The organism is Pigmentiphaga sp. MLSB6-MA01, from assembly GCF_058793475.1.
The window spans coordinates 284245-296357 of record NZ_JBXAFV010000004.1 but is presented as its reverse complement, the minus strand read 5'-3'; the positions used below and the strand labels follow the sequence as shown (position 1 = coordinate 296357).

The 12113-nt window shown below is 69.6% G+C and carries 13 protein-coding genes (1 of these 13 running past the window's edge); 4 read left to right on the top strand and 9 right to left on the bottom strand.

Annotated features, from left to right (window positions below; translation table 11 throughout):
• Positions 1–111: 111 nt before the first annotated feature.
• Together pdxA and rsmA are read left to right on the top strand one after the other, a co-directional pair.
• A complete protein-coding gene (gene pdxA, locus AC1Q6E_RS09050) occupies positions 112–1122 on the top strand; it encodes a 4-hydroxythreonine-4-phosphate dehydrogenase PdxA (RefSeq protein WP_492572585.1) in 1011 nt (336 codons plus the stop codon).
• On the top strand, positions 1119–1898 hold the full coding sequence (gene rsmA / locus AC1Q6E_RS09045; protein ID WP_296556753.1) for a 16S rRNA (adenine(1518)-N(6)/adenine(1519)-N(6))-dimethyltransferase RsmA: 780 nt from the start codon (positions 1119–1121) through the stop codon (positions 1896–1898). The genes pdxA and rsmA overlap by 4 nt, the downstream gene beginning before the upstream one ends.
• A 27-nt stretch (positions 1899–1925) precedes the next feature.
• Here the strand turns inward: rsmA and AC1Q6E_RS09040 are convergent, their stop codons facing one another.
• Both AC1Q6E_RS09040 and AC1Q6E_RS09035 read right to left on the bottom strand, forming a co-directional pair.
• Positions 1926–2894, bottom strand: a complete 969-nt coding sequence (locus AC1Q6E_RS09040; RefSeq protein WP_152798791.1) for a tripartite tricarboxylate transporter substrate binding protein — start codon at positions 2892–2894, stop codon at positions 1926–1928.
• 54 nt (positions 2895–2948) lie between these two features.
• Positions 2949–3809 (bottom strand): polysaccharide deacetylase family protein, encoded by an 861-nt coding sequence (locus AC1Q6E_RS09035; RefSeq protein WP_492572584.1) that lies wholly within the window; start codon positions 3807–3809, stop codon positions 2949–2951.
• 131 nt (positions 3810–3940) lie between these two features.
• On the opposite strand from AC1Q6E_RS09035, the gene AC1Q6E_RS09030 reads away from it, so the two are divergent.
• Positions 3941–4879 (top strand): LysR substrate-binding domain-containing protein, encoded by a 939-nt coding sequence (locus AC1Q6E_RS09030; RefSeq protein ID WP_492572583.1) that lies wholly within the window; start codon positions 3941–3943, stop codon positions 4877–4879.
• On the opposite strand, the gene AC1Q6E_RS09025 is transcribed toward AC1Q6E_RS09030, so the two are convergent.
• Both AC1Q6E_RS09025 and AC1Q6E_RS09020 read right to left on the bottom strand, forming a co-directional pair.
• Positions 4861–6090, bottom strand: coding sequence for a nucleoside recognition domain-containing protein (locus AC1Q6E_RS09025; protein WP_492572582.1), 1230 nt, complete (start codon positions 6088–6090; stop codon positions 4861–4863). The two genes, AC1Q6E_RS09030 and AC1Q6E_RS09025, sit on opposite strands and share 19 nt — an antisense overlap.
• Before the next feature lie 78 nt (positions 6091–6168).
• The gene (locus AC1Q6E_RS09020) at positions 6169–7110 is read right to left on the bottom strand and encodes an AraC family transcriptional regulator (RefSeq protein WP_152835787.1); all 942 of its coding nucleotides are present in this window, start codon (positions 7108–7110) and stop codon (positions 6169–6171) included.
• A 128-nt stretch (positions 7111–7238) separates the two neighbouring features.
• Here AC1Q6E_RS09020 and AC1Q6E_RS09015 point away from each other — a divergent pair, with 128 nt between their 5' ends.
• A complete protein-coding gene (locus AC1Q6E_RS09015; protein WP_296556757.1) occupies positions 7239–8408 on the top strand; it encodes an FAD-dependent oxidoreductase in 1170 nt (389 codons plus the stop codon).
• Positions 8409–8429: 21 nt separating this feature from the next.
• Here AC1Q6E_RS09015 and gloA read toward each other — a convergent pair whose 3' ends face one another.
• The 5 genes in view from gloA to glyS are tightly spaced (at most 51 nt apart) and all read right to left on the bottom strand, a layout consistent with a single transcriptional unit that may run on beyond the window.
• Positions 8430–8825 carry a lactoylglutathione lyase gene (gene gloA, locus AC1Q6E_RS09010; protein WP_152792330.1) on the bottom strand — a complete coding sequence of 132 codons (396 nt, stop codon included), beginning with the start codon at positions 8823–8825 and terminating at the stop codon, positions 8430–8432.
• 51 nt (positions 8826–8876) lie between these two features.
• Positions 8877–9809 (bottom strand): M48 family metallopeptidase, encoded by a 933-nt coding sequence (locus AC1Q6E_RS09005; protein ID WP_152835789.1) that lies wholly within the window; start codon positions 9807–9809, stop codon positions 8877–8879.
• Positions 9810–9814: 5 nt separating this feature from the next.
• Positions 9815–10567, bottom strand: a complete 753-nt coding sequence (locus AC1Q6E_RS09000) for a lysophospholipid acyltransferase family protein (protein ID WP_152796076.1) — start codon at positions 10565–10567, stop codon at positions 9815–9817.
• Complete coding sequence (gene gmhB, locus AC1Q6E_RS08995) at positions 10567–11142, bottom strand: D-glycero-beta-D-manno-heptose 1,7-bisphosphate 7-phosphatase (RefSeq protein ID WP_152796078.1); 576 nt, start codon at positions 11140–11142, stop codon at positions 10567–10569. Before gmhB ends, AC1Q6E_RS09000 begins: the two co-directional genes overlap by 1 nt.
• 1 nt (position 11143) lies before the next feature.
• Positions 11144–12113, bottom strand: partial view of a glycine--tRNA ligase subunit beta gene (glyS, locus tag AC1Q6E_RS08990; protein WP_492572581.1) — the end only. It continues 1223 nt past the right edge of the window; the window shows 970 of its 2193 coding nt (coding positions 1224–2193); its start codon lies off the right edge, out of view; its stop codon occupies positions 11144–11146.

The window sequence follows — 12113 nt, the reverse complement described above, 5'->3', positions numbered from 1 at the left end:
GCAGACCGGCGGAGCCGGATCCGCTGTGCCCTGGGGTACAACTTGGCTAATGGGGACGGCGTTTTGGGCGCCGTTTTTTGTTTTTCGTGAGGCCGGTCGTCAGGCTGGCGGATGAGTGAGATGAGTACGATGCGCAGGCTGGTCTTGACGACCGGCGAACCGGCGGGGATCGGGCCTGAGTTGTCGGTCGCGGCCGCGGCGTGGTTCGCGCGGGAGCGCGGGGCGGGGCGGGTGCCGGCGGATGTGGAGCTGGTGCTGGTGGGCGATCGCGATCTGCTCGTCCAGCGTGGCGGGCAGGATGCCGCCGCGTTGGCGGGGGTGGGCGTGCATCACGTGCCGCTGCGCGCGCCGTCGGCGCCGGGCCGGCTGGACGTGGCCAATGGGCGTTATGTGCTGGACACGCTGGATGCCGCCATCGCCATGGTGGCCGATGGCCGGGCCCAGGCCATCGTCACGGCGCCGGTCCACAAGGGCGTGATCAACGACGCTGGCGTGGCTTTCTCGGGGCACACCGAATACCTGCAGGAGAAGGCGGGCGTCGACAAGGTCGTGATGATGCTGGCCGGCGGCGGCCTGCGGGTGGCGCTGGCGACCACGCACCTGCCGCTGCGGGCGGTGCCCGATGCGGTCACCGCGCGGACGCTGGACCAGGTGCTGCGCATCCTGGATGCTGACCTGCGCCGGCGTTTCGGGCTGGCGAGTCCGCGCATCGCGGTGTGCGGCCTGAATCCGCACGCCGGCGAAGGCGGCCACCTGGGGCGCGAGGAAATCGAAGTCATCGCGCCGGCCATCGCCCGGGCCCGCGCCGCCGGCATCGATGCGCATGGCCCGCTGCCCGCCGATACATTGTTCGTGCCCGCGCACGTCGCGCAGTTCGACGCGGCGCTGGCCATGTTCCACGACCAGGGCCTGCCCGTGCTCAAGCACGCGAGTTTCGGGCATGGCGTCAACATCACCCTGGGCCTGCCCTATGTGCGGACTTCGGTGGACCATGGCACCGCGCTCGACCTGGCCGGAACGGGCAAGGCCGATCCCGGCAGTTTGCAGGAGGCCATCGTCATGGCCCTCCAGATGATACGAACCGGCACCCAGGCGGATGCCGGCTCCGGAGTTTCCGCATGAAACATCAGGCGCGCAAGCGCTTCGGCCAGCATTTCCTGGTCGATGAAAGCATCACCGATTCCATCGTCCGCGCGGTGAACCCGCGCCGGTCCGACAACGTGGTGGAGATCGGCCCCGGCCTGTCGGCGCTGACCCGGCCGCTGCTGGACAAGCTGGATTGCCTGAAGGTCGTCGAGATCGATCGCGACCTGGCGGCGCGCTTGCGCGGGCAGTATGCGCCCGAACGCCTGCAGGTGACCGAGGCCGACGTGCTGACCGTGGATTTCGCGCCGTTCGGCCAGGCGCTGCGCGTGGTGGGCAACCTGCCGTACAACATTTCCAGCCCGCTCTTGTTCCACCTGATGGCCTATGCCGACCAGGTGCGCGACCAGCATTTCATGTTGCAGCGGGAAGTCATCGACCGCATGGTGGCCCGGCCGGGCGATGCCGACTACGGCCGCCTGTCGGTCATGCTGCAGTCGCGCTACGACATGGAGAAGCTGTTCGACGTGCCGCCCGAGGCCTTCGATCCGCCGCCGCGCGTGGTTTCCGCCGTCGTGCGCATGATTCCGTTGCCGGCCGACCGCCCGCGCGCGCGCAGCGAGGAAGCCCTGTCGGCCACCGTGGCCCGGGCGTTCGCCCAGCGCCGCAAGATGCTGCGGCGCGGCCTGGGTGACTGGGCGGCGCTGGTGCCCTGGCAGCAGTTGGGGATACCCGACACCGCGCGCGCCGAGGAGTTGTCGGTGGCGCAGTTCATCGCCATGGCCGACGTGCTGCACGAAGCCGGCGTGGCCTGACCGCACCGGCCTGCCGTGGCGGGCGCGTCATTCGGGCTGGATGCCCGCCTTGGCGACGATGCCCCGGTAGGTGTCCACGCTGCCGGCCAGCAGCGACGCGAATTTTTCCGGCGAAGGATGGGCCTCGACCTCGAAGCCCGCGGTCTCCAGGCGTTCCTGCAGGTCCGGCGAGGCCAGGGCCTTTTCGACGCCGCTGCGTAGTGCCTCGACCACGGCGGGCGGCATGCCGGCGGGGCCGAGCAGTCCCACCCAGGTGTCGGGCACGGAGAAACCGGGCAGGCCGGCCTGGGCCAGCGTGGGCACGTCGGGCGCGGCCTTGGCCCGTTCGGCCTGCAGCACGCCCAGCAGTCGCAGCTTGCCCGCCTTCACGTGCGGCAGGACATTGGAAAGGACCAGGATGCCGACCGGCACCTGCCCGCCCACCACGTCGTTGAGCGCCGGCGCGCCGCCTTTGTAGGGCACGTGGATCATGTCTATGCCGGTCGTCGCCTTGAGCAGTTCGCCGCCCAGTTGCTGGGACGATCCGACGCCCGACGTGCCGTACGAGAGCTTGCCGGGCCGCGCCTTGGCATAGGCCAGGAATTCCTTCAGGGTCTTCACGGGCAGCCCGGCGTTGACCACCATGGCCTGCGGCGCCGTGCCTATCATCGCCACCGGCGTGAAATCCTTGACCGGATCGTAGGGGACGTTGCGCGAGAAGAACGGCAGCGTATTGTGGGGCGGCCCGAGTTGCATCAGCAGCGTGTAGCCGTCCGGGGCGGCCCGCGCCACCAGTTCGGAGCCGATCATGCTGTTGGCGCCGGCGCGGTTGTCGACGATGAAGGTCTGGCCCAGCGCTTCGCCCAGCTTCTGGGCCACGGACCGCGCGACCGTATCCGCGGCGCCGCCCACGGCGAAGGGAACGACTACCCGGACGGGGCGGTCGGGATAGGTTCCGGCCAGGGCCGGCAAGGGCATCAGGCAAAGGGCGGCCAGCGCCCGCCTCATGGGATTCATGGTGTCTCCTTGGTGTTCGTGGTCGCGGCCGCGCGAGAGGCGGCCGTCGTCGTATCAGGCTTTCGGCGGAAAGCGCTCGGAATAGGGAATGAAGCCGATGCGGTGTTCGTTGACCCAGTGGGCCAGTTCGTCGTGACGGGGGAACCAGACGCCGGGGTGGGAGGTGATGTAGCCCAGCACCTCGTCCAGCATCGCGCTGATCAGCGGCCGTCCGCCGAAGTGGCCGTGCACGGTGATGTTGATGAACGCGTTGGGTTCCTTGCGATACAGGAAATCGAAGGTATCGCGGTAGCACTGGAAGAAGTCGCGCGGGGCGGCGCGCAGCACCCGGTTGTCGGCGAAATCGCTGTGCGGGATGGCGACCATGCCGCCGTGCCGGGTCTGGATCTGGCAGGGCAGGTCCAGGTAGTTGTAGTCGCCGTGCCAGAGCATGCCTTCCTCGGCCAGCAGGTCCGCGGTCCGCTCGGTGGTCGCGATGGTGGAACTCAGCCAGCCTTGGGGCCGCACGCCGGCGGTGCGCTGCAGGATGTCCAGGCTCTTGCGGATCAGGGCGCGCTCCTGCGCCTCGTCCAGGCCGGGCAGCACTTCATCCTGCGCGTAGTTGTGCCCGGCCAGCTCGAAGCCTTGGCCGACGATGGCGTGGATGACCTCGGGAAACAGTTCGGCCACCCGCGCATTCACGCAGAACGTGGCGGGCAGCCCGCGCTCGCGCGCCAGCCGCATCAGCCGGTAGGCACCGGCCCGCGCGCCGTATTCCGACCAGGTGATGCCGGCCAGGTCCTTCGCGCCGGGCTTGGGGGGGCTCGTCATGGGCGAGTAGGGCGGGGCCTTGCCTTCGGACCAGCTTTCGACCAGGAAGGTGAGCGCCACGACGATGCGCGCGCCGCCCGGCCACATGGATGCGGGAGTGGACATGAAGTCTCCGTTGACGTTGCCTACGGGCTGGCCGTAGCGATGCCGTCCACTATCCCTGCTTCCCGGACTTTTAACAATTTTAACTTTTTTAATTAAAATTAAGGATTATTGTAAATCGGCCTTCTTTTTCCATGCCCGACGCGTTCAAGATCCCCCAGCTTCGTCAGTTCGTCATCGCCGCCACGCGGCAGAGCCTGCGGGCCGCGGCCGAGGAAACCCATCGCACCCAGGCCGCCGTCACGCTGGCGATGCAGGGCCTGGAAGCCCAGGTGGGCGGCAGCCTGTTCGAGCATGGACACCAGGCCCGGCTGACACCCCTGGGCGAGTCCGTGCTGCCCTTGCTGCGAGAGTTGGTGGCCCTGCACGACCGCGTGCAGAACGAGGTCGGCTTGCTGGCGTCGGGCGAACAGGGGTCGATTGCCCTGGCGGTCATGCCTTCGCTGGCGGAGGAGTGGCTGCCGTTGATGCTGCGGCGGTTCGCCGTGGACTATCCCGGCGTGAGCCTGAAGATCGCCGATGTGTCGTCGCCCCAGGTCGGCCCCATGGTGGCCAGCGGCGAGGCCCAGCTCGGCATCGCCGGACTGGGCGCGGATCTCGCTGGCCTGCACTGCATACCCGTGGCCCAGGACACGTTCGGCGTCGTCTGCCGCCACGACCACTCCATCGCGGGGCGCGGGCGTTCGGTGTCCTGGCGGATACTGGAAGGCGAGCCCATCATCGAGAACACCACCTTCCACGCGCTGCGAGAGCATCGCATGGCGGCGCTGCTGCAGCGGCCCCACCTGGTCATCAAGAACCGCACGTCGCTGATCGCCGCCGTGAAGGCGGGCCTGGGCATTACCGTGCTGCCCACACTGGCGCGCCCGGCCACCGAGCACGATCTGGCATTCGTCCCGCTGACGGCGCCGCGTATCGAACGCCGTGTCGGCGTGCTGCACGGCGCCGGCCGGTCGTTGTCGCCGGCGGCGGCGCACATGCTGGGGCTGATGCTCGATTCGTTGCGGGAGTTCGCGCGGGCCAAGGGCGCGCGGCCGATTCCCCCGCCGGTGGGTCAGCCGAAGAACCAGTAGCACACGCCTATGGCGGCCAGCACGCCCGCCAGGTCGGCCAGCAGCGCGCAGCCGACGGCGTGCCGCGTGCGCTGGATGCCGACCGCGCCGAAATACACGGCCACCACGTAGAAAGTGGTTTCCGTGCTGCCCTGTATGGTGGCCGACAGCAGCGCGGGGAAACTGTCCACGCCGTGGTTCTGCATGGTCTCTATCATCAGCGCGCGCGCGGCGCTGCCCGAGAAAGGCTTGACCAGCGCGGTCGGCAGGGCGTCCACGAAACGGGTGTCGAAACCCAGCCACTGGATCGCCAGGCGCAGGCCGTCCAGCACGAAATCGAGCGCGCCCGAGGCCCGCAGCACGCCGATCGCGCACAGCATGGCGACGAGGTAGGGCAGCAGGCTCTTGGCGACGTCGAAGCCGTCCTTGGCGCCTTCGATGAAGCTTTCGTAGACGGGGACCTTGCGGATCGCGGCCACGACCAGGAAGAACAGGATCAGCGCGAACAGCGTCAGGTTGCCCAGCAGCGAGGACAGCGCGCCCAGCGCCGCCACCGACAGCGTGGACAGGAACGCCATGAAGCCGCCCAGCAGCAGGGCGGTGCCGCCGATCCAGGCCAGCACCACGGGATCCCAGACCCGCAGGCGCTGCACCGCGGCCACGCACAGGAAGCCCGCCAGTGTCGAGGCGCTGGTGGCCAGCAGGATGGGCAGGAAGACCAGGGTGGGGTCGGCCGCGCCCTGCTGCGCGCGATACATGAAGATCGTGACCGGCAGCAGCGTCAGCGACGAGGCGTTGAGCACCAGGAACAGGATCTGCGCATTGCTGGCCGTGGAGCTGCTGGGGTTGAGCGTCTGCAGCGATTTCATCGCCCGCAGGCCGATGGGGGTGGCGGCGTTGTCCAGGCCCAGCACGTTGGCGGCGAAGTTCAGCGTGATCAGGCCGATGGCGGGATGGCCGCGCGGTACTTCGGGCATGAGCCGCGCGAACAGCGGCCCCAGGATCCGCGCCAGCGCATCGACCAGTCCGGCCTGTTCGGCGATCTTCAGGAAACCCAGCCAGAGCGCGATGGTGCCGAACAGCAGCACCATCACTTCCACCGACAGTTTGGCCATCGCGAATAGCGAGGCGACCATGGCCTGGAAGACCGCCGGGTCGTGGGCGATGCCCCAGCGCGCCAGGGCGGAGACCGCCGCGGCGACGAAAAATCCCAGCCAGAGTTTGTTCAGCATGCGCGACAGGAGTGGGAGAAGGCACCGGCCCGGCGGGCGCGGCAGTCCGCTGATTGTAGCGACTCGCCCCGTGGTCGGTCAGCGGCGGCGGGCGAATGCCGCCGGCGTGACGCCGTTCCAGCGCCGGAAGGCGCGCGCGAAGGCCTTGTCCGATTCGTAGCCCGCCGCGGCGGCGACTTCGTCCAGCGTCAGGGCGGGATCCTTGAGCTTTTCGGCGGCGACGGCCATGCGGTACGAAGTCAGGTATTGCATGGGTGTCATGCCGACCAGATGACGGAAGCGCTCGCTGAACACCGTGCGCGAGAGGTAGCAGGCCGAGGCCAGCGTGGCGACGGTCCAGGGGCGCTCCGGGTGGTCGTGGATGGCCAGCATGGCGCGCGCGATGCCTTGGTCCGCCATGCCGCGCAGCATGCCGGCGCCCCGTTCGGCCGACGCGCGCAGGTGTTCCCCCAGGACGTGGACCAGCAACAGGTCGGCCATGCGTGCCGTCGCCAATTGCCATCCCGGCGGTTGCAGCAGCGACTGGTCGACCAGCGATGCCATCGTCTGCGCCAGCGAGGCGGTCATCGGCGTCTCGCGCCGGCGGATCACGACCAGCCGGGGGAGGGTGTCGACCAGCATGCCCGGACCGCTGTCCGGCATCCATAGGTGGAGCGAGAACATGTCCGTGACCGGGCCGCCACCGCCGTGCGAGAACACGATGGGCCGTTCGCCGTGGGCGCCGACCTGATGCGCCGAGATCAGGGGCTGGAACGGACGGGCGGGCAGCCCGGGGGCGGACGAGATGGTGTGGGTGTCGCCGTGAGGCAGCATCAGGATGTCGCCGGCCTCGATCAGCCGCGGTTCGTCCTGGCCGACGGCGATCCAGTAGGACGTGCCGGTGGCCATCCTGATCAGCGCGCCTTCCACGCCGTCCGACCGCAAGGCCCACGGCGCGGAAAGCGCGAAGCGGGCCGTCACCGCGCGATCGGATCGCCAGTGGGCCAGCAGGCGGCTGAGGAGGTCACCGGAGGCGTGCATGCGGGGTCGGAGGTCAGGGCGGGGCCGCGTGGCGGATTTCCGGACGCCTGGTGTCCGGATCCGGCGTGCCGGGGGTTGAGGCGGGCGCCGGCGGCATCGACACTTATGGCATCGACACGGAGATTATCATGCCTCGAATCGACCACGCCCTGATCGTCGGCGCCGGCATCGCCGGCTGTTCGGCGGCGATCGCGCTCGCTCAGCGGGGCACGCGCGTGACCATGGTGGAACGGCAGCGGGCCTGGCAGTTCCAGAGCTCCGGCCTGTTCATCTACAGCAACGGCCTGCGGGCGCTGCGGGAGATCGGCGTACTCCCGCAGATCCTCCTGGCGGGGTTCGCCGTGCCGGGCGGCCGCAACCGCTATTTCGGCCCGGCCGGCTCGTTCATCGTCGAGACGGTCTATCCCTCGCTCGACGGGCTGCCCGCCATCCTGGGCATCAAGCGCGCCGAACTGCATCGTATCCTGGCCGCGCGTATCGAGGAGCTGGGCATCGTGCTCAAGCTCGGCACGACGGTGGCGGACCTGCCGGCCGGCGACGGCGACGGACCGATGCGCGTGGCGCTGTCAGATGGCACGCAGGTGGCCTGCGATCTCGTCATCGGCGCCGATGGCATTCGTTCCCAGGTGCGGGCCGAGGCGTTCCCGGACCTCGTGCCGAGCTATTCGGGCTTTGGCGTCTGGCGCAGCGTCCACGACCGTCCGCGGGACCTCGACGCCAAGATCATGATGATGGGAACGGGCAAGCGCCTGGGCATCATGCCCATCAGCGACGAGAAGCTCTATCTGTTCGGCGTGATGCTCGAACCGCAGGACTCCTGGTACGAGCGTGCCGAGTGGCCGGCGCTGATGCGGGAGCGCTTCGCCGAGTTCAGGGGCCCGGCGGGGCCCTTCCTGGATCAACTGGGAGAAGGCGCGGAGGTGCTCTACACCGGCGTGGAGGAGGTGATCGCCCCTTTGCCCTGGCACCGCGGGCGGGTACTGCTGATCGGCGATGCCGCCCATGCGTCGACGCCTTTCATGGGGCAGGGCGGCGCGATGGCGCTCGAGGATGCGGTGGTGCTGGCCGAGGCGCTGGGATCGGACGCGACGCTGGACCAGGCGTTGCTGGCGTTCGGCCGACGCCGCCATCCCATGTGCAGGCTGGTGCAGGATGTCTCGCGGCAAGTGGGGCAGGCCGGCGCGCTGGAGGACGCCGAGGGCTGCGCGCGCCGCGACGATGCGTTGCGGCGGGAAGGGCAGGCGAAGGTGGATGGTTTCTTCGCCGAGCTGGAACGACTGCGCGCGGCGGGCCGGTAGCGGCCGCCGCGCGACGGGGCGTCAGTCCTTGTGGGTGTTGGCCTGGATGAATTCGATCTTGTAGCCGTCCGGGTCTTCGACGAAGGCGATGACCGTGGTGCCGTGCTTCATGGGACCGGCCTCGCGCGTGACCTTGCCACCCAATTCGCGCACGCGGTCACAGGCGGCATAGGCGTCGTCCACCGCCACCGCGATGTGGCCGTAGCCGGTGCCGAGGTCGTACTTCTCCACGCCCCAGTTGTGCGTGAGTTCGATCACGGCGCCGTCTTTTTCGTCTTCGTAGCCGACGAAGGCCAGCGTGAATTTGCCGTCGGGATAGTCTCTGCTGCGCAGCAGGCGCATGCCCAGGACCTTGGTGTAGAAATCGATCGAGCGTTGCATGTCGCCGACGCGGAGCATGGTGTGGAGTAGTCGCATGGGTTACCTCGCTAATCGTGAAAGCGTGAACAGGCCCTAGTGTAAACAGGCCTAGTCGAACCTCGGCAGGCTGCCCGGGTCGTGGCGCCGCAGCGTCTCGCGGGCATTCTCGAAGCCGGGCATCAGTTGGCCGACCTCGGCCCAGAAGCCGGGGCCATGGTTCATCTCGCGCAGGTGCGCCAGTTCGTGCGCGATGACGTAGTCGATGATGATGACCGGGAAATGGATCAGGCGCCAGTTGAGCAGGATGTTGCCCTCGCTGGTGCACGAGCCCCAGCGCGTGGCGGCCGACGACAGCCGCCAGCGGTTGATGGACAGGCCGGTGCGGGCCAGGAACTCGCGCAGGCGGACATCGAACAGGACGCGGGCGCGGCCTTGCAGCCAGGCCTGGACGGTATCGCGGATGCGGGCCGCCGTCGCGTCGGGCGGCAGGCCCAGCCAGAGCACGTCGCCGTCGGCGGGTGCGTCGAGGTCCGCCGTGGCCAGCGCCGTGTCGCGCTGTGCGTCCAGGCGCATGACGATGCGGCGGCCCAGGTAGGGCAGGTCGCCGCCGTCCTCCCAACGCGTCTGGTTCAAGGCGAGGCGTTCCCTGCGCTGCTGCCATTCGTGCAGCTTGGACAGGATCCAGCGCGCCTTTTCGCGGACAGCGCCGTCGATCTCGGCCAGGCCGACCCAGCGCGGCGCGGTCACGCGCAGGCCGTCGTCGCCGATCAGGAAGCCGATGGTGCGGCGGCGCGAGCGTTGCAGGACGAAACGTATCCGCTGTCCCTCGGCCACCACTTCGTGCCAGCGCGCGCCGGGCGGCAACTGGAGGGCCGGGGCCGGGATCGACGGCGCGGCGGGCGGGGGCGCGGCGGGCGTTGCCGCCGGCACCGCCACGGCCCGGGGCGGCTCGGCGAACAGGTCGAGCTGCGCGGACTGGGGAGCGGTCTCCCGCTTCGGAGCCGTGGGCGCGCCGGTGTCGGAAGCGGGGCGTGTGGCCATGGGGGCTAGCCGGCGGCGCGTTCGGCGCCCCGGGTGTCCGGATAGCGCTCGGGGTTGAGTTGGCGCATTTCGGCCTCGATCCAGTCCTCGGCACGCCGATTGATCTCGTCGGCGGTCAAACCCTGCGGATCGATCGGCGGCCCGATGGATACCGTGATCAGGCCGGGCCGCTTGACGAAGGCCTTGCGCGGCCAGCATTCGCCCGCGTTGTGGGCGATGGGCACGACCAGCGCGCCGGTGCGCGCGGCCAGGCGCGCGCCGCCGCTCTTGTACTTGCCCTTCTTGCCCGGGGCGATGCGGGTGCCTTCGGGGAACATGACCATCCAGCGGCCGGAGGCCAGGCGTTCGCGGCCCTGTGCCACCACCTGCTCAAAGGCATCGCTGCCTTTCTTGCGGTCGATGGCGATCATGCGCAGCCCCGCGAGCCCCCAGCCGAAGAACGGCACCCAGTTCAGCTCGCGCTTGTACACGTAGCAGACTTCGCGCGGCATCCAGGCGGGCAGGAACATGGTTTCCCAGGCCGACTGGTGCTTGGGCAGCAGGATGGCCGGCTGGTCGGGAAGGTTTTCCCAGCCCTTGATGCGCCAGCGTATGCCGACGATCCAGCGGGCGCTCCAGATCATCAGGCGGGGCCAGCCTATCGTGAGCCGGTAGCGCCATCGCAGGGGCAGGGGAAGCCACAGCACGCAGACGATGGCGTAGGGAATGACCGTGACGACGAGGAAGATGGCGAACAGCAGCGACCTGAGCCAGCGCATCAATGCTCCTCGGCCTGGGCGGCGGTTTCGAGCGCGTCGGCGACTTCGCCCAGATCCTTCCAGACCATCGTGCCGGGCGGCAACTGGCCTTTGGCGAGGGTCTTGGGGCCGTTGCCGGTCAGCACCAGCCAGGGCGCGCAGCCGGCGGCCGCGGCGGCCTCGAGATCGCGGCCTGAATCACCCACCGAGGGCACGCCGCGAAGATCGGTCTCGAAGCGCCGGGCGATTTCGCGATACAGGCCGGGCAGCGGCTTGCGGCAGTCGCAGCCTTCGTCCGGGGCGTGCGGACAGATGAAGATGGCATCGACGCCGCCGCCATGCCTGGCCAGCGCGGCCCGCAGCTTGGCGTGGATGGCATTCAGCGTGGCCGCATCGAACAGGCCGCGGCCCAGGCCCGACTGGTTGGTGGCGATCACGACACGATAGCCGGCCTGATTGATGCGGGCGATGGCCTCCAGCGCGCCGGGAAGTGGAATCCACTCGTCCGGCGACTTGACGAAATCGGGGCTGTCCTGGTTGATGACGCCGTCGCGGTCCAGGACCACCAGCTTGGGGCGGGCAGGGGGAGTGGGCATGTTAAGCGGTCGCCAGGCGGGATAGATCGGCCACGTGGTTCATCATGCGATGCAGTTCGGCCAGCAGCGCCAGGCGGTTGGCGCGCACGGCGGGGTCCTCGGCCATGACCATCACGTCGGCGAAGAAAGCGTCGACCGGTTCGCGGGCTTGCGACAGTACCGTCAGGGCGCCGGCGAAGTCGCCCTGCGCGAACTTGCCTTCGGCCTGCGGCCGCAGCCTTTGCACGGCTTGCGCCAGCGCCTGCTCGGCCGGCTCGCCGAGCAGGGCCGGGTCCACCGCGCCGGGTTCGCCCTCGGCCTTCTTGAGCAGATTGCCGATGCGCTTGTTGGCGGCCGCCAGCGCGGCGGCCTCGGGCAGCGCCGAGAAGGCGACCACCGCGCGCACCCGCGCCGGCACCTGGGCCAGGGGCGGCGTGACGGCGACCACGGCATCGACCGCGGCGCGGTCGAACTGGCCGGCCAACTGGTTGCGATAGCGTTCGAACACGAAGGCGCGGACCTCGTCGACCTGGGCGGCCGTGGGCGGGGTGGCGAAGGTTTCCGCCGTCCGCGCCAGCAGGCCGTCGAGCGTGAGTCCGGTCCCGTCGGCGGGCAGGCGTGCGCCCGCGCCGAGCTGCTCGAACGCGCTGATCAGCCCCAGGGCCGCTCGCCGCAGGCCGTAGGGATCCTTGTCGCCGGTGGGGACCAGGCCGATGCTCCAGATGCCCAGCAGCGTTTCCGCGCGTTCGGCCACGAACAGCGCGGCCGCCGTGGCGTCGTCGGCGCCGACGGGCTGGTCCAGGCGGATACGGTATTGCTGGCGGATGGCTTCGACCACGTCGGGCGCCTCGCCGTCGGCCGCCGCGTAGTAGGCGCCCATGACACCTTGCAGCTCGGGGAACTCGCCCACCATGCCGGTGACGAGATCGGCCTTGGCCAGCAGGGCGGCGGGGGGGGGGGGGGGGGGGGGGGGGGGGGGGGGGGGGGGGAAG